18 protein-coding genes are annotated in these 23,798 nt (G+C 41.8%); 12 read left to right on the top strand and 6 right to left on the bottom strand.

Annotation, left to right across the window (positions count from 1 at the left end):
* Positions 1-10: 10 nt before the first annotated feature.
* The 5 genes from nrdJ (at position 11) to UYI_RS0127060 (ending at position 7,731) form a co-directional block, all read left to right on the top strand.
* Positions 11-3,535, top strand: a complete 3,525-nt coding sequence (gene nrdJ / locus UYI_RS0127085) for a ribonucleoside-triphosphate reductase, adenosylcobalamin-dependent (protein ID WP_016869818.1) — start codon at positions 11-13, stop codon at positions 3,533-3,535.
* A gap of 311 nt (positions 3,536-3,846) precedes the next feature.
* Positions 3,847-4,065, top strand: a complete 219-nt coding sequence (locus UYI_RS0127080) for a hypothetical protein (RefSeq protein ID WP_016869817.1) — start codon at positions 3,847-3,849, stop codon at positions 4,063-4,065.
* A gap of 665 nt (positions 4,066-4,730) precedes the next feature.
* A complete protein-coding gene (locus tag UYI_RS0127075; protein ID WP_016869816.1) occupies positions 4,731-5,006 on the top strand; it encodes an RNA recognition motif domain-containing protein in 276 nt (91 codons plus the stop codon).
* 433 nt (positions 5,007-5,439) lie between these two features.
* Positions 5,440-6,159, top strand: a complete 720-nt coding sequence (gene rnc, locus UYI_RS0127070) for a ribonuclease III (protein ID WP_016869815.1) — start codon at positions 5,440-5,442, stop codon at positions 6,157-6,159.
* Positions 6,160-6,645: 486 nt separating this feature from the next.
* Positions 6,646-7,731 carry a Gfo/Idh/MocA family protein gene (locus tag UYI_RS0127060; protein ID WP_016869813.1) on the top strand — a complete coding sequence of 362 codons (1,086 nt, stop codon included), beginning with the start codon at positions 6,646-6,648 and terminating at the stop codon, positions 7,729-7,731.
* Here the strand turns inward: UYI_RS0127060 and UYI_RS0127055 are convergent.
* The gene (locus tag UYI_RS0127055) at positions 7,685-9,634 is read right to left on the bottom strand and encodes a sensor histidine kinase (protein ID WP_016869812.1); all 1,950 of its coding nucleotides are present in this window, start codon (positions 9,632-9,634) and stop codon (positions 7,685-7,687) included. The genes UYI_RS0127060 and UYI_RS0127055 overlap by 47 nt on opposite strands.
* 291 nt (positions 9,635-9,925) lie before the next feature.
* Here UYI_RS0127055 and UYI_RS0127050 point away from each other — a divergent pair, with 291 nt between their 5' ends.
* From UYI_RS0127050 to UYI_RS0127035, 3 genes are all read left to right on the top strand, one after another.
* A complete protein-coding gene (locus UYI_RS0127050) occupies positions 9,926-10,609 on the top strand; it encodes a RibD family protein (protein WP_016869811.1) in 684 nt (227 codons plus the stop codon).
* Positions 10,610-11,199: 590 nt separating this feature from the next.
* Positions 11,200-12,381 (top strand): GNAT family N-acetyltransferase, encoded by a 1,182-nt coding sequence (locus tag UYI_RS0127040; RefSeq protein ID WP_016869809.1) that lies wholly within the window; start codon positions 11,200-11,202, stop codon positions 12,379-12,381.
* A gap of 101 nt (positions 12,382-12,482) precedes the next feature.
* Positions 12,483-12,866, top strand: a complete 384-nt coding sequence (locus tag UYI_RS0127035) for a DUF4346 domain-containing protein (RefSeq protein ID WP_016869808.1) — start codon at positions 12,483-12,485, stop codon at positions 12,864-12,866.
* Between the two features lie 172 nt (positions 12,867-13,038).
* On the opposite strand, the gene psb32 is transcribed toward UYI_RS0127035, so the two are convergent.
* The gene (gene psb32, locus UYI_RS0127025) at positions 13,039-13,800 is read right to left on the bottom strand and encodes a photosystem II repair protein Psb32 (RefSeq protein ID WP_026086201.1); all 762 of its coding nucleotides are present in this window, start codon (positions 13,798-13,800) and stop codon (positions 13,039-13,041) included.
* A 167-nt stretch (positions 13,801-13,967) separates the two neighbouring features.
* Positions 13,968-14,618 (bottom strand): TetR/AcrR family transcriptional regulator, encoded by a 651-nt coding sequence (locus UYI_RS0127020; protein ID WP_051035589.1) that lies wholly within the window; start codon positions 14,616-14,618, stop codon positions 13,968-13,970.
* Between the two features lie 310 nt (positions 14,619-14,928).
* On the opposite strand from UYI_RS0127020, the gene UYI_RS0127015 reads away from it, so the two are divergent.
* Positions 14,929-15,918, top strand: a complete 990-nt coding sequence (locus UYI_RS0127015; RefSeq protein WP_016869804.1) for a Rieske 2Fe-2S domain-containing protein — start codon at positions 14,929-14,931, stop codon at positions 15,916-15,918.
* 198 nt (positions 15,919-16,116) lie between these two features.
* Here UYI_RS0127015 and UYI_RS0127010 read toward each other — a convergent pair whose 3' ends face one another.
* Positions 16,117-16,587, bottom strand: a complete 471-nt coding sequence (locus UYI_RS0127010) for an NADAR family protein (protein ID WP_016869803.1) — start codon at positions 16,585-16,587, stop codon at positions 16,117-16,119.
* A gap of 159 nt (positions 16,588-16,746) precedes the next feature.
* Here UYI_RS0127010 and UYI_RS0127005 point away from each other — a divergent pair, with 159 nt between their 5' ends.
* Complete coding sequence (locus UYI_RS0127005; RefSeq protein ID WP_026086200.1) at positions 16,747-17,424, top strand: Uma2 family endonuclease; 678 nt, start codon at positions 16,747-16,749, stop codon at positions 17,422-17,424.
* 86 nt (positions 17,425-17,510) lie between these two features.
* Here UYI_RS0127005 and purF read toward each other — a convergent pair whose 3' ends face one another.
* Both purF and purL read right to left on the bottom strand, forming a co-directional pair.
* Positions 17,511-19,010 (bottom strand): amidophosphoribosyltransferase, encoded by a 1,500-nt coding sequence (gene purF / locus UYI_RS0127000; RefSeq protein WP_016869801.1) that lies wholly within the window; start codon positions 19,008-19,010, stop codon positions 17,511-17,513.
* Positions 19,011-19,282: 272 nt separating this feature from the next.
* Entirely contained in the window at positions 19,283-21,655 is a 2,373-nt protein-coding gene (purL, locus tag UYI_RS0126995) for a phosphoribosylformylglycinamidine synthase subunit PurL (protein ID WP_016869800.1), read from the bottom strand.
* A gap of 1,383 nt (positions 21,656-23,038) precedes the next feature.
* On the opposite strand from purL, the gene UYI_RS39860 reads away from it, so the two are divergent.
* Entirely contained in the window at positions 23,039-23,161 is a 123-nt protein-coding gene (locus UYI_RS39860) for a hypothetical protein (RefSeq protein ID WP_016869799.1), read from the top strand.
* Between the two features lie 16 nt (positions 23,162-23,177).
* Positions 23,178-23,798: PAS domain-containing protein (locus tag UYI_RS33510; RefSeq protein ID WP_035139053.1), on the top strand; the 621-nt coding region annotated here is incomplete at its 3' end.

Genomic DNA, 23,798 nt, shown 5'->3' with positions numbered 1-23,798 from the left:
GGCTTGATTTATGGTTCGAGAGCTTGAACGCAAACGCCAGAGTGCAAACTTTCCAGAAACAGCCCCAGCGGCCTACCCAGTGTTTTTTAGAACTTACAGCCGCCGTAAAGAGGCACAAACAAGGGAGACATGGGAGCAGGTATGCGATCGCACTTTAGGTGGTTTAATTAACTTGGGAAAACTGCAACCACAAGAGGCTGAGATCCTCGAACGGATGCAGCGTAACTTGAAAGCTTTACCCAGTGGGCGCTGGTTGTGGGTTGGTGGCACAGACTGGATAGCCAAGCCACAGAATTTTTCTGGTGCTTACAACTGCACTTCTACCAACCTCCAGAACTGGAGTGCTTTTGGCTTGATGATGGATTTGGCAATGATGGGCTGCGGTACTGGAGCAGTTTTAGAACCAAAATACATCAACCAATTGCCCCTTATTCGTAATCGCTTAAATGTAACTGTACAGGGAGAAATTGGTTTTACTCCCCGTCTAGAACGGCGTGAATTTACAGAAGTAAAAATAGATACTAATGCTCACCGCGTTACCATCTATGTAGGAGACAGCCGCCAAGGCTGGGTGCAATCATATCAGACTTTACTGGAACTCTCTACTGATGAAAGATTTACACAAGAAATACAAGTAATTGTTGATATCAGCGATGTACGCCAAGCTGGAGAAATTCTCAACGGCTTTGGAGGAGTTGCCAATCCCGTAAAATTGCCTGGATTGTATCAGCGCTGCGCTTCTATCCTTAATAAAGCAGTAGGACGTCAATTAAATTCTGTGGAGTGTTGTCTGTTAATTGATGAAGCTGCTGTCACAATTGTTGCAGGTAATATCAGACGTTGTTTACCTGAAGATGCCTTGGTTCATACTTTCCAAGGTCTGGTTCCCATACGTGATATCCAAGTAGGTGACTTAGTACAAACCCCCTTGGGATTCAGACGAGTGGTTGATAAATTTGACCAAGGATTTCAGGAAGTTTATGAGATAGAAACCAATGCCACTTATCCCAGAGCGACTTTAAACCACAGACAAGCAGTTCTTACAGATGCTAAAGGGGGAATTACTTGGAAGCCAATAGCGAGTCTTGTGGAAGGCGATCGCCTATTACACAATACACAAGTCTTACCTGGTACAGTAACTCACCTACCCCCTGACTTTACACAAGAAAGACCAACTCAAAGTGGAAATGTCAAATCATTTATTGTTCCTGATCTAACACCGGAAATTGCTTGGTTGATTGGATTTACCCATGGAGATGGCTATATTGCTCTTGGTCGTAACAAGTATGGAAAGCCCTATGGCCGCGTAGAATGGGCAATGAACGGCTTGGATGTGGAACTTCTACCTAGACTTCAAACAAAAATAGATGCAGCATTGGCTTTATTTGGACTAAGTGCAACTCACACCAGTGTCAAAGGCGAAAATACTGCTAAATCCATCTGTTCCTCTATTCGCTTCGCAGAATATTTTTATCGCTACATTAAGCAGCCTAATATTCCTTTGCAAGTCCCTAGTTTTATTTTGCAGGGTTCAATAGATATTAGAGCTGCTTACCTAGCAGGATTGATGGATAGTGACGGTGCTGTAAATAACCGCCCACCTCACCTCATCACTACAGTTTACCGCTCATTTATTAGGCAAGTTGCAGCAGTTTTATCCAGTCTAGGAATTGCCGGTAGAATTAGCATTGTTTATCCTCAACAAAAGAGATGGCAAGCTAAATACAACCTCACAATTCCAGCATTAAAAGAGCGTTACAACGCTTTGATAGCTCCCCACAGCGTTAAAGGAGAAATCAAACAAGGACTGAAAATGTACGGCTGCACCGTGCCAGGAACAATTATGCGGGAAGCTTACACTTACAGTGAAATGCGGGAAATGGGATTTCAAGGTTCTTGTTCTGTTGATGCCAACTATGAACGCTACGTTGCTGAGGCGGATACTTCACTGGATATTCCCGTTACAGTCAAAGGACTGGGCAGTTACGATTATGTCCAAACTTACGACATTGAAGTCGAAGAAGCTCATTGTTTCTACTGTGATGGTTATCTGACACATAACAGCGCTGGGATGCGTCAAGGCAACAACGATGATAATTTGTTTGCCGATGCCAAAGCAAACCTTTGGCAGCAGGATGAAAACGGTAACTGGCGTATTGATCCAGAACGGGATTCACTGCGAATGGCGAACCATACCAGAGTTTTTCACCGTAAGCCAACATTAGAAGAATGTGTTGATGCTGTTCGTAAACAGTACTACAGTGGTGAAGGTGCAATTCAATGGGCTGGTGAAGCTGTAGCCAGGGCTAACTGTGATTTACTGTCTACCGCCAGCTTGAAAACTGAATTTTTACAAGCTTATCAACAAGGTACTGCCAAACAGTGGTTGCAGGAACACTATCCCAACCTTGATGAGCGTGAACTGGAACATCGTTTGGCTAGATTTGGCTTGAATCCGTGTGGTGAAATTATCGGTAGTAACTTCCACTGTAATTTGTCAGAGGTTCATCTCAATCAAATTGACCCACATAACTATAAAGAACAGGAAGAAGCTTTCACCGCAGGTGCATTATCTGTAGCTGCTCTTTTGCATCACAAATTCCAAGAACCACGCTATCAAGAAGCCCGTGAACTTGACCCGATTGTCGGCGTTTCTTTCACTGGTTTATTTGATTTCTTTGTTCATGCTTTTGGGATTGATTGGTTACATTGGTGGGCTGAAGGAAGGCCAAACACTGCTCAAGGATTGGCGTTTAAACGTCAAGAAGAAAAATATTTGAGTACGTGGAAAGATATTGTGCATCGGGTAGTTTGGGATTATTGTGAAAAGCACAATCTCAAGCGTCCAAATCGTTGCACTACAGTCCAACCCAGTGGCACTAAATCTCTGTTGACTGGTGCTTCTCCAGGATGGCATCCTCCCAAAGCCCAAAGATTTATTCGCAGAATCACCTTCCGCAAAAATGACCCTGTAGCCTTAGCATGTATTGACTATGGTTATAATGTCATACCTTCTCAATCTGATAAGGATGAACAGGGTAATTTGTTAAATGACCCCTTTGATTCTAGGGTAAGTGAGTGGTTGGTAGAGATTCCTGTCGCCGTACCTTGGGCAGATTTACCAGGCGCTGATGAAGTTGACATTAGTAAATTTAGCGCCCTATCTCAAATGGATTTCTATATGCAAGTGCAGAAATTTTATGTGACACATAATACCTCTGCTACGATTGAGTTGCGAGAGCAAGAAATAGAAGCTTTGGGAACTCGTATATACGAAACTATTCGTGACGATGAAGGATACATCAGTGCTGCTCTTTTAGCACGGTTTGACGACCATCAAACTTTTCCACGCTTGCCTTTTGAACCAATTACAAAAGAGCGGTATGAGGAGCTAATGCAAGAAGTAAAAATGCATCGGAAAACGCATGATTTTCACACCGCATTGAGTCGTTATGATTTCGGTGAATTAATGGAAGTTGGGCCCGCAGGTTGTGATTCAGATAAATGTATGTTGCCTGAAGAAAATCCTAATTAATTAGTTAACCTAGTAAGTAGGAAGAAGGAAGAATTTAGATTGCTTGCCTTCTTCCTATTTTTGGTAATTTTGAGGGATGGTTAATTTTACTTGAGTTTTAAAGGAACAGTCTTTGAGCAAATGCTTTCAATCGCAAATTAAAATTGGTATGAATGCGATCGCGTTTATATCAAGTCAACGTCACTAGAAGAATAAAAGTTAGCATTTATACTTTTTTTATCTACATCGCAACAAGTTTCATCTCACACGCTACGATGAAGTAAAAGTCACATTTGATGAGAATGATCCAGGCAATTTAGGAGACTTATAGTATGTTTGTTGATGAACTGACGCCTATTTTTCAACAATTAGCCCAGCACCCAATATCATTTATGGGTGGCTTCTTCTCGGGAGTGCTGCGACTCAATCTTGCTGATGATCCTGTTAAAAGCTGGCTGAATCAACAGACTGGCTCAAATATTCACGCAACTTCTACAGTTGAACAAAACAACGGTAAGTCTAGTGGCCCACAATCAATAGCGATTGAATAAACAAAACAGTCATTGGTCATTGGTCATTGGTTGTTAGGTATATGTCTTTGACTAGATTTGCCAGTCACGACGCCTAAAGATATTATTGCTAAATTCACCAATAAAAAATAATTAATGAGCAAAGACTAATGACCAAAAATTGGAGGGCATAAGGCCTAGTTTGGCTATAAGTACGGGAAGATAACTATTGCTGTTTCTCTTCCCAATGCCAGCCAGAATTGTTCTAATTGTAGTGAAAAAGACTTTTAAAAAAAGCGCGATCGCCTATAAATTGTAGTATAAGCAACAATTTGCCCACATGTGTTATTGTTTTTTGTTCCATTCAAGGTAAGCGATAAAGTGGCAAATTTCGCATCTGCACAAATAGGTATATTTAATTCGATAAGCATGAATAAATATCAAATAAAACCTACTTTTCCATAAGCAAAACTCCACATATAAGAGAGACTGATTTGAAATTAAAGGGGTTTGTAAATTCTCATACTTTAAAAAATGTCAATATCGGTTATCATATGAGCGTACGCGAAAGTTCAGCCTGAATAGTTGGTTGGTTACCAGCTACGGTATCCACCCTTGTTAATCAGAGCCAACGAAATTCTTTTCGTTCCTATTAACTATATTTTTAGCTGAATTTGCCGCCTCAAGTTGAGACTTACGTGATCCAAATGACTATTTACGTTGGCAATCTCTCCTACAGCGCTACCGAAGAAGACTTGAAAGCTGTTTTTGCCGAATACGGCCAGGTTAAAAGAGTTGTGTTACCGACTGACCGCGATACAGGTAGACTGCGCGGGTTTGCATTTGTTGAAATGAATGAAGACGCCCAAGAAGATGCAGCGATTACCGAATTGGATGGCGCTGAATGGATGGGTCGTCAACTTAAAGTCAACAAAGCAAGACCAAGGGAGGATAACCGACGAGGTAGTTGGGCAAAAAGGTAATTTTTAAACTGATGAAAAATTATAATAGCAAATTGCTTACTTGTTAGGCAAGGTATAAGTTACGGCAAGTAACTAAAAAGCACTAAACCAACCTAAAGCCAAATAGTAGCAAAATAACTGACTAGTTGTGACTAATAAAATAAAGTCGCGGCCAGTCGGTTATTTTGTGTTTTGTGATTCAAGCCGAGGAGAAGTCAAATTCTATATCTGGATACTCAAAAAGCTATATTTCCTAAAGACCGTATAAACTAAAGTTGTATGTTATTTGTACCCAGTTTTTTCGTATTATCCATGTAACATTGCTATTACATTGAGCGTTTTTTGTACGTTATTTGTATAAAAAACAGGTATATTACTTAAAATCAGCTATTGACAAGAGTTTCAAGGGTTATCAAACCTAATCCAACATCTAAAATCCAAAATCTAAAATCGGATGACCCTCGCTTATCCACGCCGACAACGACAACTTGAAAGTCTAGTCAGAAAATTAGGTTTGGCAGTAGAAGCACCAATTAAATGGCAACTGCTGGACTTAGCACTGACTCATCCAACCGTATCTGAGTCAGCAAATTATGAACATCTAGAATTTGTTGGTGATGCTGTGGTGCGGTTGGTGGCAGCCATTGTGTTGTGGGAAAATTATCCAAGTTGTCCGGTGGGAGATTTTGCAGCAATTCGTTCGGTATTAGTGAGCGATCGCATTTTAGCTCAGCTAGCACGCTCTTACGGTTTTGAACTATATTTACTTGTAGCTGGCAGTGCTACTGCTGACAAAGCTGGTCAACAGTCAAGATTAGCAGATGCTTTTGAAGCAGTTCTAGGAGCGCTTTACCTCAGCACCAACAACCTAGATTTAATTCGTCCTTGGCTAGATCCTCACTTTAAAGAACTGGCAGCAGAAATTCGCCTCGATCCAGCCAGACTAAATTACAAAGCTGCTCTCCAAGAATGGACTCAAGCCCAGTTTAAGGTTTTACCAGAATATCGAGTTGTAGAAATTAGTCAGCCTCATAATAATCAAGAGCGTTTCATTGCCCAAGTATGGTTGCACGGACAAAAATTTGGTGAAGGCAAGGGCCGTTCTATTAAAGCTGCCGAACAAGCAGCAGCAAAGGTTGCTTTTTTAACTTTAAGTACACAGGAAAATCACTGAATTAGTTCAAGTAAGAACTTAAAATTCCAGCGTATTTAACAATTGACGATAGTTATATATACTACACACGATTGAGTAGAGGCGTGATCTTCCTCATTCTCAAGAAACAAGGCAGAGGAGGCGCTCTTTGCAAAGCTGCGCCTCGCGTTCAAGGAACGCCGTGGCAGAAGGCAGAAGGGGTTCCCCACAAATTTGCTCTCCGAATCGCGAATTTGTGGGGTCCCCGCAGAGGGCAGAAGGAAAGAGGATTTGACGGATTTGCCTTTCATTCATAGTAGGTGGTGTGCCGCCCGCTATGAATGAAACACCCTTATACCATTTTACAAAAATCCTGATACAAATAACTCCCCCACTCTCCCGCTCCCAGACGCTTCAAACAGCGCGTCTCTACATCTTCCCATATGTATCAACCTTAAAGTGAAACGGTATTACACCCGTGTTTCTTAGGAGTTCACGTCTTTACTCTTGACTCTTGACACTTAACTAATGACTAATCAAATTAAAATCGCTGTTGTTGGAGTAGGACGTTGGGGCGTGCATTTGCTGCGGAATTTTCTAGAACATCCCCAGGTTACGGTTGCAGCAGTGGTAGACCCCAATTTAGAGCGTTTGGCAACGATACAACGTCAATATTTCTTAAGTAATAAGACAGAAGAAACTGTATTATTAACCACCGAATGGCATAAAATTAAGCAAATAACAGATTTAGATGCAGTAGTAATTGCTACTCCTGCTAGCACACATTATTCTCTAATTACTAACGCTTTAGATTGGGGATACCATGTTTTAGCAGAGAAACCTTTAACTTTAAACCTAAAGGAATGTCATGAACTCTGTCAGCTAGCCCAAAAACGGCAACGGCAACTCATGGTTGATCATACCTATCTATTTCATCCAGCAGTGGAACGAGGGCAAGCTATTGTTCAAGAGGGAAAATTAGGGGATTTGCGCTACGGCTATGCTTGCCGTACCCACTTAGGGCCAGTCCGCCAAGATGTTGATGCCCTATGGGACTTAGCTATTCACGATATTGCTATATTCAACAGTTGGTTAGGTCAACAACCAGTGAGTGTACAAGCATCGGGTAGGGTGTGGCTACAAGAGAAGGTGCGGAGAACCACCACCCCATCACCCCATCACCCCATCTCCCTATTAGGATTAGCCGACTTAGTTTGGGTGACACTAACCTACCCTAATGGTTTTCAAGCTTATATTCATTTATGTTGGCTCAATCCTGATAAGCAGCGACGTTTAGTAGTTGTAGGTAGTCGCGGAAGTTTAATTTTTGATGAAATGTCAGCTACATCACCTTTAACCCTGCTGCATGGCGAGTTAGAAATGCAAAGCAATCATTTTATTCCTGTCAATCAAAGCCAACAAGTGCTGCAAATCGAAAAAAATGAACCATTAAAACGAGTATGCGATCGCTTTGTTCATTGCATCCACAACAATACTCCTTGCATGGTTTCATCTGGTTGGGTAGGAACGCAGTTAGTAAATATTCTCGCTGCCCTGACAGAATCACTTAACCAGAATGGCAAACTTGTTGTACTGAATACAAATCATTACTGAGTTCTGGTTTTTGGCTAAGAGAGTTTAATTCTCCATCTTCTGTGTTCTCCTGGTGGGTATCTATCAAAGGTAAAATAATTTTCACTGTTGTACCTTGATTGATACCTCTACTTTCAAGGGTGATCCTACCTCCCATCAGTTCAATTAAGTTGCGTGAAATAGCTAGTCCCAGCCCTGTACCGCCAAATTTGCGTGTAGTACCATCATCTACCATGACAAACGGGCGAAATAGCTTCTGTTGCTGGGCAGGGTCAATGCCCACACCTGTATCTTGAACAGTAACAATCACTTGGGATTTACCATCAATTTGTTGAATTTCTGTTGTGATTGTGATGCTACCCTCATCAGTAAATTTAGTAGCATTACCGATAATATTAATTAATACCTGCTTCAGTTTGGCTGAGTCAGCATTCACCAAGATCAACTCGTTCATCTGTTGAGGAATATTTAACTGCAAGCCTTTTTGTTGAATATTCACAGATTGCAAATTGATGACCTCTTTTAGTAATTGTTGCAGGTCAATTGGTTCTAAAGATACAGAGAGTTTTCCAGCTTCTATTTTGGAAATATCAAGCAATTCATTAATAATACCTAGTAAGTGAATTGCTGTATCATCAGCGCGCTTAAGGAACTCGAGTTCTTCTTCTCGGTCATCACACAAGTCATCTCGAACTAGGCGAATACAATTAATAATAATGTGTAATGGATTTCTCAATTCATGAGAAGTTGCCGCCAGAAACTGACTTTTACTCTGGTTAGCGGTTTTTGCTTCTTTCCAAGCTATTTCTACTTCTTCTGCCCAAGCTTTGAGACGTTCTAGCATTTGATCCAGGGCTTGGGCTAGTTGATTAAACTCTCGAATTTTTAAGTTACGCGGGACTGGTACTGTACTGTGGTGACTGTGGAGATTAAGAGCATAGTCGCGCAATTCTTCCACAGGAAGAGCCAAGCAACGAGCTAGATATAAAGCTGCCACCACGCTAGCACCAATTAAGCCAACTGTCAAAACAATCAAAATTAGTTTGATTTGTCCTAAATCATATAAAGCATTGTCCAGACTAGTAACCGCTAAAATCACCCACCTTTGCTGTTTTCCTTGGATGATTGGACTGTCAATAGCAGTGTAACCAGCGAGTAATTCTTCTCCCTCTTTATCAAAAAATAAATGTAGAGTATCTTGCTCACCAGCAATGGCATTTTTCACAATCATTTGTAGACGTGAAGCATCTATATGCTGGGCAATATTAGTACCAATTCGACCAGCAATTGGATGTGCTAGAATTATTCCATTTTCAGCAATAACTACTGTTGATCCTGTCAGTAAGCCAGGTTTATTTTTGATTTTTTCGCGTAGCACTGTTGATTTGAAGACTAAATTGTAGCGCCATTGCCCAGCAAGATCATAAACTGGTGCTGATAATAGTAACTTTAGTTTACTTTGTTCATCTTTATTCCCAGTGGTATTGAAATTTGGTGGTAATAGCTTTACTTCTAATCCGTGATCAGAAAAAGAAGAATTTAATTGACTGATTGGTTCTTTGCCGCACGTACTAGCACTAATCGTATCGCTATTAGAATTGACTAATTGTATGCATTCAATTTGCCGTGGTTGCTGTTGTGCTAGCTGATTTAGAAACTCTTCTATTTGAGGAATTGTACCTGATTGAATTACCTGGGTTTTAGTAGCACTGAGCAAATTTGCTTTTAAAGCAGCGAGTGTATCTGCAATCTTTTCTCCCTTGAGAACGGCACTTGCTGTTAAATTTTGACGGGCGGTTTCTAGCAGGCTATAACGTGCTTTTTGGTAGGCGACTGTTTCACCTATCAATAAAACTGGAACAGACAGGAGCAAAATCTTTGATACTAAAATCCTCCTAAAGGAGGATTGACGCTGCTTAGCCATCGGCACTCTCACTTGGCATTTGCAAACCACAACAGCAACCAAATGCAATTAAATTAACTAATAATATTAAGCAATGAATATTGGTTGTTGCCAAAAATTTTAAACCATCATATAGCTGGTTAGCAAAAAAATTTATTTTACACAAACACTGAAAGCAACTAGTTCTAATTGCAACTTTAATTCGATGCAAATAAAGTAGCGAAATTAGTTGTAAACAGGAGTGTGCCAGTATCATTATTTTTGAGAATCTAAAGTTAAAAACATTCAGAGAAAAAATATACAAAAAAATCAATGATAAAATATCGACCTTATACTACGGTAGTTTTAGCCATGAGTGCAGATGGCAAGATAGCTGATGTTACGCGATCGCCTGCTCGCTTTGGCTCCAATAGCGATAAAGCACACCTAGAAAGCAAAATCGCTGCTGCTGATGCAGTCTTATTTGGTGCTGATACTCTCCGCGCTTACGGTACAACACTAACAGTAACGAATCCACAACTGCTGCAAAATCGAATACAAGGGGGTAAACCCCTTCAACCAGTACAGATAGTAATTACACACACTGCCAACCTGAATCCGGAAATTCGCTTTTTTCAGCAGTCGATTAAACGTTGGTTGCTCACCACAACCACAGGGGCGTTTTTTTGGCATAAACGACCTGAATTTGAGCAGATCCTGGTATTGGAAACAGAAGAGGGAAAAATTGACATTGCAGCAGCCCTGGAGCATCTATCAAAATTAGGTGTAGCACAATTAGCAATACTAGGTGGTGGTGAATTAGTTGCCTCTATGCTGGAATTAGATTTAATAGATGAACTCTGGCTGACCATTTGTCCCTTAATTTTAGGTGGTACTGGTGCGCCTACACCAGTAGGAGGCAAAGGATTTTCATCAAAATTAGCTCCCCAGTTACAACTTCTAGAAGTTAATACTGTAGGGCAAGAAGTTTTTCTTCATTATCGAATTGTTCGTTAGTTAATGGTTGATTGTTGGTTGTTGGTTGTTGGTTGTTGGTTGTTGGTTGTTGTACCAGACGTGCCATGGCACGTCTCTACAGTGGTTAGTGGTTATTCCCACACTCCTCACACCCCACCCTGCACCGAAGTCCTCCGCGTACTCTACCCTACGAGAACGCCTTACGGCGTACGAGAAGCCGGGCTTCGCCCGTCTACGGGGGTTCGCATACCCTTCCCCTTACCTTAAGCCTATGAGCGCGTCTACGTGACCCAAAGCCCAGCCACTGCGGTGGTGAGGCAGCGCGAGAAGGGGGGTTCCAAGAGTTGTAGCACGTGGCGTCACGTGGCGTCCAAGACTGCGACCCCCTCACTGCTACGCGTCTACACACTTCTCACACCCCTCACACCCCATCTCCCCATCTCCCCATTGCCCCCCAACCCCACAAAGTGGGGACCCCTAGCCCCCCACTGCCCCTAATCCCCTCCAGGGGACCGGTGAGTTCCCCATTGCCCCCCAACCCCACAAAGTGGGGACCCCTAGCCCCCCACCTCCCGATCCCCACCACAATAGGTAAAATAAATTATTAACTTTTGTATCGGAAGCTCGCGATGGTGGAACAACAAAAGCCTCGCTACTCTGTTGCTTGGATCAATAAAATTGCCGAAGTTCCCCAACCCGCTTGGGATGCTTTAGCACTACCACTGACAACCCCATTTTTAGAGTGGAACTGGCTGAACAATTTGGAAACTTCAGGTAGCGCTACAGCTAAAACTGGTTGGTTGCCTAATCACCTCACCTTGTGGCGAGACAGAACACTCATTGCTGCTGCTCCACTTTACCTGAAAGGACACAGTTATGGTGAATTTGTGTTTGATCACCAATGGGCTGATTTGGCGCAACGTATAGGTGTGGAATATTACCCAAAAATGTTGGGTATGTCACCGTTTACCCCTGCTGAAGGCTATCGATTTTTAATTGCGCCTGGGGAAGATGAAGATGAGATTACAGCAATTATGGTGCATGAAATTGATGCTTTTTGCTCAAAACATCGGATTTCTGGTTGCCATTTTCTCTATGTAGATCCCCAATGGCGTCCTGTTTTAGAACGCTGTGGTTTTACTGCTTGGCTGCATCATAGCTATATTTGGGAGAATCTTAGTTTTCAAACTTTCGATGATTATCTAGGAGTATTTAACGCTAACCAGCGCCGCAATATCAAGCGAGAACGTAAAGCGGTAGAAAAGGCTGGTTTGCGACTACAACCCTTGAGTGGGGAGGAAATTCCCAAGTCTTTATTTGGGTTAATGTACGAGTTTTATGCAGATACTTGCGATAAATTTGGCTGGTGGGGTAGTAAATATCTAACCAAGCGATTTTTTGAGCAGTTACATGATAATTATCGCGATCGCGTTTTATTTTTCGCTGCATATAACGAACACAATCAGCGTCAACCAATGGGGATGTCTTTTTGTTTATTTAAGGGCGATAGGATGTATGGGCGCTACTGGGGTAGTTTTCAAGAAATAGATTGTTTACATTTTAATGCTTGTTATTATGCCCCGATTGAATGGGCGATCGCTAACGGTATCCAAATTTTTGATCCTGGTGCAGGCGGACGCCACAAAAAACGCCGTGGTTTTCCAGCAATGCCTAACCATAGTTTGCATCGTTTTTACAACAATCGTTTGCGACAAATTTTGTGTTCTTACATCGCTGAAGTAAATGAACTCGAACAAGAAGAAATTGAAGCAATCAATGCAGAATTACCCTTTTCTCAAAAATATAATTGAAGCCTAAAATTCTTCTGCAATAGACTACTTAGAGGTAGATAGGAATTAAACTTGAGAAAGGGTAAAAAAATCCCTGAGTCAAGTTAATTTTCACGGTACGTATGGGTTTGAAATTGGAAGATATAGCGCAAATAGATAATAAACTTTCTCAGCGTCATATTGATCTTGATCCCGGTGGATATTTCATTATTTACTTAGAGAGAGAAACAGGGCTGATTTGTGCCAAGCATTTCACAAATGTAATTGATGAGCATGGTTTGGCAGTAGATCCAGAAACAGGAAAAGTAATTCCGGCACGAGGAAAAGTAGAACGAACTCACACAACGGTATTTACAGGAAGGACAGCAAAAGAATTATGTGTGCAAATATTTGAACAAACAAAACCCTGTCCCGTGACTCAGCTAGATCATGCAGCTTATTTAGGTCGAGAATTTGTTCGTGCTGAGATTGCTTTGGTGACAGGGCAAGAGTATGTTCAAGATTAGTTGTTGGTTAATGGTTGTTAGTTGTTTGTTGGTGGTTATTCCAAACAACAAACAACAACCAACAAACAACTACTGACCAGGGCAAGAGTATGTTCAAGATTAGTTGTTGGTTAATGGTTGTTAGTTGTTTGTTGGTGGTTATTCCAAACAACAAACAACAACCAACAAACAACTACTGACCATCAGAAGATGATGGTTGAACAGCTAGGTAAATGTAATAAGTCGCCATTGGGATGACAGTGGCAGCAATTAAAAGTCCCACTACCCAAGCGATCGCATTGCCTTTATCGGCTTCTTCTGTTTTCCCAAAGGTTCCTTCTACCTGCACTTTTTCCACTATTTGGGGTGGGCCAGGATCGGGTTCACCAGAAAGTACAGCGACTAAGCGATCGCTAGCATCTAAAAACGCTTGATTATATTTGTCACCTTCTCGTAAAGGCGCCATTAGGGTTTCATCTGCCACACTTTTGGCAATTTCGTCTGTGAGTACGGACTTAACGCGATCGCCACTGATAATAGCAGCACCGTTAGTAACGGTATCAATCATTAATAAAGTTTGATTGGCTTGTGCTTCTATTGTCGGAAACCATTTTTCAAACAATGCTTTCGTAAAGCTTTCCGGGGTTTCACCATAATCTAAACGACGGACAGTCACAAATCTTACTTCATTGCCAGTTTTCTTTGCTAAATCTTCTAAGGCACTACTAATCTTGCCTTCATTAACACGACTAATAACTTCAGCTTGGTCTACAACCCAAGTATTAGGTGTGAAATTGGGCATTTCATATACACCTGTAGCGAAAGCTGGTGTAGCAAAAAATGCAGAAACTATGAGCACAAGGCAGAAGGCAGAAATTCTCAATCCTTCTAATTTTGACATTATCCATTGGATATGTTTTTTCCAATTCAATAATTGACAGAGGAGCTGTTTCATTGGAGTAATGTTATGTATAAAGACGGGCTTTCACCAAAAATACTACATAAATACAGGACAAGTCTCACCTTTTGGCAGAGTCTTTAACAGTTATCAGTGATCAGTTATCAGTTATCAGTAGTTGGTGGTACGCACTCTGACTCCTCCCTTTAACCAAATCGTATTGCTTACATCCCTATTTTCTTGACGGCTGCCAAGATAAATGCGATCGCTGCCTCGGTGTGCTTTTCTATCATTTCTGGACTGAGGCGATCTATTTCTGGAGTTAGGTGTTTCCAGTTTTCATGAACTGTGAAGTAAAAAAGGCAAACGCTGAGGATGTGGGTTAGGGTTAAATATGGGTCGATTGGACGAAAACATCCTGTTGACATACCACGTTCCAGAACCTTGATCAGAGGTTCGTGTAAGCTTTGAACATTACTCTGCTTGAAATACAAGCCTTGATTTTGGCTAGCTTCTTGAAACCAAAGCATTTGGCGATACGGGTTCGTGGCTTCATGGGCGATCGCTAAGCGAATAATTTGCACCAAAGCGTCTTCAGGCGCCAAATGATCAAGATTGAGTTGGCTTACCATTGCCTGAACTTCATCAATTGGACGTTGCAACACTGCTTTATACAAACCTTCTTTGTTCTCAAAATAGTAATGAAGCGTAGCAGTTGTCACGTTAGCACCTTTAGCGATCGCACCCATGCGAGCGCCTTTTAACCCATGCCGCGCAAATTCCAATTCTGCGGCATCCAAAATTTGCTGTTGCGTCAACTCTGCATCTCGCACCTGCCGAAGTGATTTGGTAACTCTTTTCACCGACCGAAGCACAGTTTCATAACCTAGTTACTAACTTCCTTATAGTAACAGGGAGATTTATCGAAGCTATAGGCATCGTGAACTACAGAGTATTTAGTTTTGCCACAGTATCCCCCGCTACTTAAGTGCGGGCCAATAGCATAACCCACTTTAAGTGGCTTGAAAGCTTATTCAATTAGTCTACTTTTATTAGACTTCGGCTATTAGAGGGCAGTTTACTTGCGGGCGGGTCAATTGTTAACGTCAAATTACGCTTAATTGACGAAATTTATACTTATAAATATACTTACTAATTAATTAGTAAGTTAAATTTCAGACAATTATGCATAAACTGCAAGGCGCACCTTGGCTGTTGGCACATCGTTCTATGCTGAAGCCAAACAAGCCTATGAAAGTTTCTCTGTTTGGCAACGACTATGTACTTTGGCAAGATAACAAAGGTAAAATCAATTGCCTACCAAACGCTTGTCCCCACATGGGGGCAATGCTTTCCCAAGGATGGTGTGTGAAACAGTCCGATGGTAGTAGCAAAATAGCTTGTCCATTTCATGCCCTAGAGTTTGATGGAACTGGCTGTACCGTCTTACCAAGTTCTGAAAAGCAAACACAGCCTTTGCTAACACCTCTGGAATTAGTTATCCAAGGAGACTTCATCTGGTCTTATGGCGATTATGAGCCGAAAATTTCCATTCCGCCCATCATGAATGAGATAGCAGCAAAATATGAATTTATTGGATTCACAGGCGATCGCACTATCAAAACCGATCTGTTCACCTTGCTTTTGAATATGCACGACTACAACCATCAGAATGGTACTCATCGTGAGTTGTTTGAAATCGAACAGGTGCAGGTAAAGCAATTTATTGATGAGGGATTTCACTCCCACGCCTACCTTGTACAGCCAAGAAAGCAACCTACTTTCTGGGACATTCTCAAGAATCCTGGTTTGATAGCTATGCCCAAAGTACTTGAGGCACATTTAGAAAACTTTTTCCCATTTATGGGAATGTTACATGGTGACAATCCCATTCTTGCTCTGAAAGAATGTCATTTCTACATCCCAGAGTCAACAAATTACTCGCGGGTATTCGTTCTCATGTACATGAAAGCACACTCTCCCATCGCCCATCTAATTAAACGAAATCTTTTAAAGCTAATCGATATTGTTATTGAGCAAGACGCTGATATTTTGGGGAAACTATATGCCAACACACCACAGCACATTAAACTGAACAACGAAGTTGGTATAGATTGGGTACGACGCAATTTTGAGAGTTTTCCGTCAGTCGTTGAACCGAATCTCTCTCGGTGATTGTGCTAATTTTTTAACACTTCGTATGAATTTACACACCAAATTTTATTTTTAGACTCTGCGCTAACTCCGCATTCCTACGCATTTATAATCTACTTTTAGTACATCATGTCAGTTCATAAATACTCAAACTTATGTCAAATTATGGGGGATAACAAAATTCCCCCTTTTGCAGTGATTTCAAAAAATTAAAAGACCTTATTCGGAAATTACTGAAAGCAACGGTAACTTACGAATTTCCTCCCGTACACTCATAAGAATTTTACCAAGATGATTCTGTCCTGTTTGGTCTGCACCGCAGCCCCAAAAATAATCCTTTGGGGAGTTTTCCACCAGTAATTGATCGCCCGTAGTAAGCAGAACTTCTCTAATATCAGCATGGGTAAGAAACTTTTTGAGTACAGCTTCTCGCATGATTTTAGTCTTAACTATCTCCCAATCTAAACGTACCTTGCGGGTACAACAGCGTCCTAATGCCGCCGCTTCTTCTGGTGTCTCAACTGCATGGATGACAGGTATGATCACCGCATCTGGTGTTCCTACAAATTTTTGAGCTTGATAATAATGCTCTACTGTCCGCCAATAAATACCATCGATTTTAATACTGTGGGGAGAAAAGTTAGAAAAACAGCCATAAGGCTCGTAAGCTTTGTAAAAGTAAATAGTCATTTTAAAGTTGCTCTTTTAATACTTCAACTTCTATGATGCCTGGAGTTGTTGGCAGGCAAAAGATAGCGTCTTCAAAAAAGTTTGATTTTTGACTGTTATAAGCAAAGTAGTAACCTGGGAATCGCTATAATTTTTATGAGCTTTGGGAAAAAAACAGCCATGTTAGAGTATAATTCGCCGAGTTATTTACCCTCTGCCGAAGAACTGCCCGATTCTGACGAAACCCCTGTGGATAACGAACTGCAAGAATTGATACCAGGCTTGCTCAAAGCTATATTATTATTACTCTGGGCAGAACGCATGGACTGGTTTTTTGGGATAGATATGGGTATTTATTATCATCCTGATAAACCTCCAATCGTGCCAGATGGGTTTTTAAGTTTAGGCGTAGAGCGATTTTATGATGAGGAATTACGTCCAAGTTACGTGCTTTGGGATGAAAATGTAGTCCCGATTTTGGTGCTAGAGGTAGTTTCCCAAAATTATCGTAAGGAATATACTACCAAGTTGGATGAATATGCAGCTTTGGGTGTACTTTACTACGTAATTTATTCTTCTCGCCGTCGCCGCAAACCACGTTTAGAAGTGCATAAGTTAGTGAATGGGAAGTATGAATTGCAAGAGGGAAATCCTGTTTGGCTAAGCGAAATAGGCTTAGGAATTGGTTGCGAACGGGGAACCTATAGCGGAGTAACGCGGGAGTGGCTGTATTGGTATGACGAAGAAGGTAAACGATATCCTACGCCAGAAGAACAGATTAAACAAGCAAACAAGCGTGCTGAAAAGCTGGCGGAGAAATTGCGTGAGTTAGGGATAGATCCGGATAGTGTTGGTTAGGAATGACGTGGCGATGTCTGAGGATAAGCCACTTAATCAAAAAGCACCTCAATTGAGGTGCTTTAAAGATTTTTTACTGTAATTTATTAGATCACCACTTTCTCTAACATCAATTTAGAAGCTTTGAGTTGTTCCGGTACAGTGACGGGGTAATCTCCTGTGAAACAGGCAGAACAAAAACTCTGGGGATCTTCTCCCGTCGCTAACAGCATTCCCTCCCAACTAAGATAGGCAAGGCTATCTACTTCTAGTTGCTTGGTGATTTCTGCTACTGATTTTGTCGCTGCGATTAGCTGATCTTGACTATCGGTATCGATACCGTAGAAGCAAGGGTGAGTGACTGGCGGTGAAGAAATTCGCATATGTACTTCTGTAGCCCCGGCTTCACGCAAGGTTTTGACTAGTTTGCGGCTAGTAGTTCCCCGTACAATTGAGTCATCGACTATTATGACTCGTTTACCATTAAGTACGTCCTTGAGGGGGTTAAGTTTCATGCGGATGCCTGACTCGCGCATGGTTTGAGTCGGCTGAATAAATGTCCGTCCAACGTAGCGATTTTTAATTAGTCCTTCAGCATAGGAGATACCGGAGGCTTGAGAAAAGCCAATGGCAGCAGGAATCCCAGAGTCAGGAACACCAATGACAATATCTGCGTCAACGAGTGATTCTGTTGCGAGTTGCCGTCCTAACCGCATCCGGTAAGTGTACAAGCTTTCGTTGTGCATGACACTATCGGGACGCGCAAAGTAAATCATTTCAAAGATACACAGCTTGCGTTGCTGCTGCTGACTCCAGTGGTAGGAAGCCAAACCCTCTTCTGTAATCCAGACTAATTCCCCTGGTTCCACATCCCGCAGATACTCAGCACCAATAATATCTAAACCGCAAGTTTCAGAAGCCAGCACATAACGCACCGGATCGGTTCCCAAAATACCAATTACCAGAGGACGAATACCGTTGGGATCACGAACACCCATCAAACCAGCAGGTGTACCAATTACCAAACTAAAGGCTCCACTCAGACGACCAAAGGCTTTAATGCCGCCCTCTAGCCAATTTTGACCCGCGTCTATTTCTTGGGCGATCGCAAAAGCAATCATTTCGGAATCAGTTGTTGTCACCAAGTTACAGTTATTCTCTAGTAACTCTTGGCGTAACTGAATAGTGTTGACTAAATTCCCATTATGTGCTAAAGCTAGTGTTCCTAAACTGGTATCAACAACGGCAGGTTGGGCGTTGACTTTTCGGCTCGAACCTGTGGTGGAATAGCGAGTATGACCAACTGCCATCTGGCCAGGCAAGTTGCTTAAAATCCCTTCGTTGAAGACCTGGGATACCAGACCCATGTCTTTATGTAGATGTACTTGTTCACCATCAAAAGTAGCAATGCCGGCAGATTCTTGCCCCCGGTGTTGGAGTGCATATAATCCAAAGTAAGTAAGTTTAGCAACGTCTTCTCCTGGTGCATAGATGCCGAAAACACCGCAAGCTTCTTCTGGCTTATCTGGTCGAGTATCCTGATGAGTCATTTGGTTATTGGTTGGTAGAGGCTGGTCATCCGCAGTGATGGGATGGGTGGGAATCATGCTAGCTTGGCTCCTGATGAGGGTGTCAAATCACTAGTGGTTCGTCAAACCAAAGTAGATGGGTGATGGATCGGGAAAAGGTTAAAGGGCAAAGGATAAATTTTCCCTTTCTCCCTTGTCCTTTTCCCAAGTAGAAATGAATAAATGCACAAAAATTAATAAATGGTTAACCATCTATTAAAACAGTAGCGTAATTATTATTTTCGCGGAAGCTAATCAAGCGCGAAATGTAAAGTGTCCAAAGTATGAAATTTGATTCATCTTTATATTACTTAACGTTCTTGGGTATTGGTATAAACGGCTAGACGCCTTTTGATCGCTTTTGAGTAGCGATCGCCCATCTCCTCAATCCTAGCGTTGATTAAAGTTTGACCATCAGCGGATAAAACCCGCAAGCCGATTTCGGAATTCCCAACTTTACCCAGTTTTTGCCAGTTCTGGCCGAGATTTTCCTGTAAGTAAGATTCCCAAATTTCTTGTTGTTCTGGTGCTACGGAAACTAAAATTCGCCCACCACTTTCACCAAACAGTATTTCGTCTAGACGTTGCGAATTATCTAGAGGTAACTTTAAGCTAATTTCTGCACCCATTTTACCCGTAATACAACACTCAGCCAGAGCAATTACCAAACCACCCTCAGCACAATCATGGGCTGAACGTACCCAACCTTGACGAATTCCCTCACGACAAGCTTTTTGTACCCGTCTTTCCCAATCAAAATCTACTCTTGGTGGTTTGCCCGCAACAATACCATGAATACTAGCTAAATATTCCGAAGCACCCAAGGTAATTTTGGATTCTGATAGTCCTAAAAGATAAATTACATCGCCTGCTAAGCGCCAAGCTTGACCACAAATTTTGCTTAAATCGGGGATCAACCCCACCATACCGACAACTGGAGTTGGATAAATCGGCTGAGGATTACCTTGAGAATCAAGAGTCTCGTTGTACAGAGAAACATTACCCCCAGTTACCGGAGTTGCTAATTCCCGACAACCTTCTGCCAAACCACGACAAGCTTCTGCTAATTGCCAATAACCAATCGGTTTTTCCGGACTACCAAAATTGAGGTTATCAGTTACCGCCAAAGGTTCTGCACCCACACAGCTAAGATTGCGTGCGGCTTCTGCTACTACCGCTTTTGCCCCTTCGTAAGGATCAAGATAAACGTAGCGGGGATTACAATCTACTGTAGCAGCAACACCCGATTTTGGATTTTGGATTTTGGATTTTAGATTGGGGATTTCTTCTAATGGACGCAAACGAATTACCGCAGCATCACCACCACCAGGTAACATCACCGTATTGTTCTGCACCTGATGGTCATACTGGCGATAAACCCAGCTTTTAGAAGCAATCGTCGGATTATCCAGTAAATTCAATAAAATCTCATTCCAAGTACGCAACTTTCCCTTTATTTCTATGCCAGCAGTTGTACATGGGGGCAAAGAATCTGGTGTCCATTCCCAAGCCTGGCGTACATATTCTGGTGGATCTGCTAATAACTCCCTCTCATACACAGGTGTATTTTCTGCCAAAGCTGTAGCAGGAATTTCTGCTGCTACTTTACCTCGAAACAGAATCCGGACAATTGGTTCGGCAATCACTGTACCAGCAACAACGGCATGAAGTCCCCAACGATGAAAAATATCGATTAACTCTTGTTCCCGTCCCTTTTGGGCGACAAATAGCATTCTCTCTTGAGATTCGGAAAGCAGATATTCATAGGGAACCATCCCCAGTTCGCGCACAGGTACTTTATCTAAATCAAATTCAATACCTACACCACCTTTAGCTGCCATTTCGGAGGTGGAACAGGTGATCCCAGCAGCACCCATATCCTGGGCCGCAACTACAGCACCTGTTTTAAAGGCTTCCAGACAAGCTTCTATCAAAGACTTTTCCAAGAAAGGATCACCGACTTGTACCGCCGGGCGATCGTCCATTGATGCATCAGTGAGTTCGGCACTAGCAAAACTTGCACCCCCCATACCATCGCGTCCGGTGGTGGAACCGACGTAAAGCACCGGATTACCAATGCCAGATGCCCCAGATTTGACAATTTCGGGTGTTTCCATCAATCCCAGGGCCATGACGTTGACTAAGGGATTGCCAGAGTAGGCAGGATCAAAGTATACTTCGCCGCCAACGGTGGGTACTCCCACGCAATTACCATAGTGGGCGATCCCTGCTACCACGCCAATAAACAGCCTTTGTGTCTTGGGATCTTCCAGAGAACCGAAGCGAAGGGAATTCAATACAGCAATGGGACGCGCCCCCATTGTAAATATATCACGCAGAATACCTCCAACTCCAGTAGCGGCTCCTTGGAAGGGTTCGACTGCACTGGGATGGTTGTGAGATTCTATTTTAAACGCCAGTCGCAGTCCATCACCTAAGTCTACAACACCAGCATTTTCACCAGGGCCTACTAGGATGCGATCGCCTGTGGTCGGAAACTGTTTTAATAAAGGACGAGAATTTTTATAACAGCAATGCTCTGACCACATTACCCCAAACATACCTAGTTCAGCTTTGTTAGGATGACGCCCTAGTCGCCGGACTATTTCTTGGTATTCTTCAAGTTTAAGACCTTCAGATGCTATTTGTTGAGGAGAAAAGGGAGGTTCGGCAGCGCTGGTCATGGAAGTTTGCACCAAGGGGACAAAGGATTATTGTATCGATTTTCTGTGCCATTCCTGTCAACCGATTTTGGATTTTGAATTGCCTCCATAGATAAATCTCGGTCAATTCTGCGTAAATTTCCGATTGATATTGTGGTGATGATGCTCGTGTGAGTCGTCAGCGTGGAACTACTGAAGGTTAGTTTTGTGAGTCAACAGCAAGCCCTACGTAAATATTTTTGCTGATTTTCGACAAATAGAAATACTTCAGTATTTTCACGAGTTCTAAAAATAAAGAGCATTTCATAATATATATATTTACTAGATTCACCAAGCACTCAAACCAGAACTCTAAGTTTGTTGTGTAAACATCCCATAATTAAGCTTTTGATAAAGATACGGTTCTGAACTGAACAGGGTGTTTTGCCATTTATCCTTTTGCAAGTATCGACCCATACACTATGACAGCGATCGCTTGTACTAAATATACTTTCTAAAAACTAGCAATACGGACAGGCTAGAGACTAGTACTGCAATCAAATTGGGATTTTAGGGCTATGAAATTGTCGACTAGCATCTTAATTGTGAATTCGATAATTCAATATTTCAGGTATCGGCTCAACAACCAATCTTAACTGCCATGCTCAAAATATGAACCAAGTTTAGCTTTATTATTGCTTCACATTTGTGGTTATTTTTGTTTAAGAAAAAATATTCCTGATGCTTATCTTAAGTACAGAATAGCTACAAATAGCCTCAATACTGTTTGCACTAGACATAGTTCCTATACTAGTCACGCCATAAATAGGTAAATCATCTTGTAATGTCCAACTTGCATGTTGAAAAATTTTTAAAGAATTTCTTGGAGTACGCAGTGCAGTATATCTCAAAATCCAGAATATTCAGCTTCAAAGGGGAAAAATCCTGCTAAATACAAGATTTACTCAAGTATATTTGTGATGACAATCACAAGTGTGCATGATTAAGATCCTATCCCTGCAATTGCGAAACAGAGAGAATAAAAGACAACTGAACTCTAGCCGAGTCATTAATAGGGAACACACTAATTGCCGACAGTCTTTTCAAAGGCTGTCGGCTTTTTGTTTCTGAATGCTTAGTAGTTGGTTGTTGCTGGTTGGCTGTTAATGGTTGCCAGTCGCTTATGAAGCACGTGGTGTCCAAGACGGCAAGTGGACTCACCATCTGCCCTCAGCTACCTCTGCCTTATTTTCAAGACAGATATTAAGTAAAAAATATTTGTGCAAATACAATCCAAATTCCTGCCTCTCAAATCAGAAATCCCTACTAATGGGTTAGTCAAGCATTTGCTTTGGGAATCATAGCTTTGAGTAGTAATTACTGCAAAACTTTTTACAACCAAGATTCAGGCTTGGGAGAATAACTATGACAGCAGCCTTAGTGGGCGCACATGAAATTGTGCTGGAAAAACATGACAGTTCGATAAAATTTAACTCTTCTGTTGGGGAAGGTACTGAGTTTGTAATTGAAATTCCTGTTCAGCAATAGATAGTAGGAAATACTCATGTATACTAATGCACTTGAACAGGAAATAGCCATTCTCAAGCAACAGCTAGCAGAATCAACTAGAGAATTCACTGTAACCGTTGCGCGATTAGAACAGGAAATTCACAAACGCAAACAAGTTGAACAGGAACTTCGCCAATCTCAGCAATTTCTACAACAAATTTTTGATATGCTACCCCAGCGTATTTTCTGGAAAGACCGGAACTTGAGGTATTTGGGTTGCAACAAATCTTTTGCTCAAGATGCGGGGTTAGACTCACCTGTAGATATTATCGGTAAGGATGATTTTGAGCTTGTCTGGCGAGAATTCGCTCATAATTATCAAGCAGATGACCAAGCGGTGATCACAAGTAGTGTTGCTAAACTTCACTACGAGGAGTTGCTAATTAAAGAAGACGGAACAAAAATTTGGATAAAAACTAGTAAAGTTCCTCTATGTAACGAAGTCGGGGAAATAATTGGTGTTTTTGGCTGCTATGAAGATATTACTACCCGCAAAGCGGCTGAAACTGCCTTAAAAGAGAGTCAACAACAGTTACAAGCATTCATTGATAACAGTCCATCGGTGATCTTCATCAAGGATGTAGAGGGACGATATATTCTGGCAAACCGTAACTTC

It is taken from the genome of Fischerella muscicola PCC 7414, from assembly GCF_000317205.1.
Classification (GTDB): domain Bacteria; phylum Cyanobacteriota; class Cyanobacteriia; order Cyanobacteriales; family Nostocaceae; genus Fischerella; species Fischerella muscicola.
This window is presented reverse-complemented; position numbering and strand designations above follow the sequence as displayed.

Excerpts from the sequence above, each read along its gene's own strand:
- nrdJ (WP_016869818.1), top strand. The coding sequence starts at position 11 with ATGGTTCGAGAGCTTGAACGCAAACGCCAGAGTGCAAACTTTCCAGAA.
- UYI_RS0127080 (WP_016869817.1), top strand. The coding sequence starts at position 3,847 with ATGTTTGTTGATGAACTGACGCCTATTTTTCAACAATTAGCCCAGCAC.
- UYI_RS0127075 (WP_016869816.1), top strand. The coding sequence starts at position 4,731 with ATGACTATTTACGTTGGCAATCTCTCCTACAGCGCTACCGAAGAAGAC.
- rnc (WP_016869815.1), top strand. The coding sequence starts at position 5,440 with ATGACCCTCGCTTATCCACGCCGACAACGACAACTTGAAAGTCTAGTC.
- UYI_RS0127060 (WP_016869813.1), top strand. The coding sequence starts at position 6,646 with ATGACTAATCAAATTAAAATCGCTGTTGTTGGAGTAGGACGTTGGGGC.
- UYI_RS0127055 (WP_016869812.1), bottom strand. The coding sequence starts at position 9,634 with ATGGCTAAGCAGCGTCAATCCTCCTTTAGGAGGATTTTAGTATCAAAG.
- UYI_RS0127050 (WP_016869811.1), top strand. The coding sequence starts at position 9,926 with ATGATAAAATATCGACCTTATACTACGGTAGTTTTAGCCATGAGTGCA.
- UYI_RS0127040 (WP_016869809.1), top strand. The coding sequence starts at position 11,200 with ATGGTGGAACAACAAAAGCCTCGCTACTCTGTTGCTTGGATCAATAAA.
- UYI_RS0127035 (WP_016869808.1), top strand. The coding sequence starts at position 12,483 with ATGGGTTTGAAATTGGAAGATATAGCGCAAATAGATAATAAACTTTCT.
- psb32 (WP_026086201.1), bottom strand. The coding sequence starts at position 13,800 with ATGAAACAGCTCCTCTGTCAATTATTGAATTGGAAAAAACATATCCAA.
- UYI_RS0127015 (WP_016869804.1), top strand. The coding sequence starts at position 14,929 with ATGCATAAACTGCAAGGCGCACCTTGGCTGTTGGCACATCGTTCTATG.
- UYI_RS0127010 (WP_016869803.1), bottom strand. The coding sequence starts at position 16,587 with ATGACTATTTACTTTTACAAAGCTTACGAGCCTTATGGCTGTTTTTCT.
- UYI_RS0127005 (WP_026086200.1), top strand. The coding sequence starts at position 16,747 with ATGTTAGAGTATAATTCGCCGAGTTATTTACCCTCTGCCGAAGAACTG.
- purF (WP_016869801.1), bottom strand. The coding sequence starts at position 19,010 with ATGATTCCCACCCATCCCATCACTGCGGATGACCAGCCTCTACCAACC.
- purL (WP_016869800.1), bottom strand. The coding sequence starts at position 21,655 with ATGACCAGCGCTGCCGAACCTCCCTTTTCTCCTCAACAAATAGCATCT.
- UYI_RS39860 (WP_016869799.1), top strand. The coding sequence starts at position 23,039 with ATGACAGCAGCCTTAGTGGGCGCACATGAAATTGTGCTGGAAAAACAT.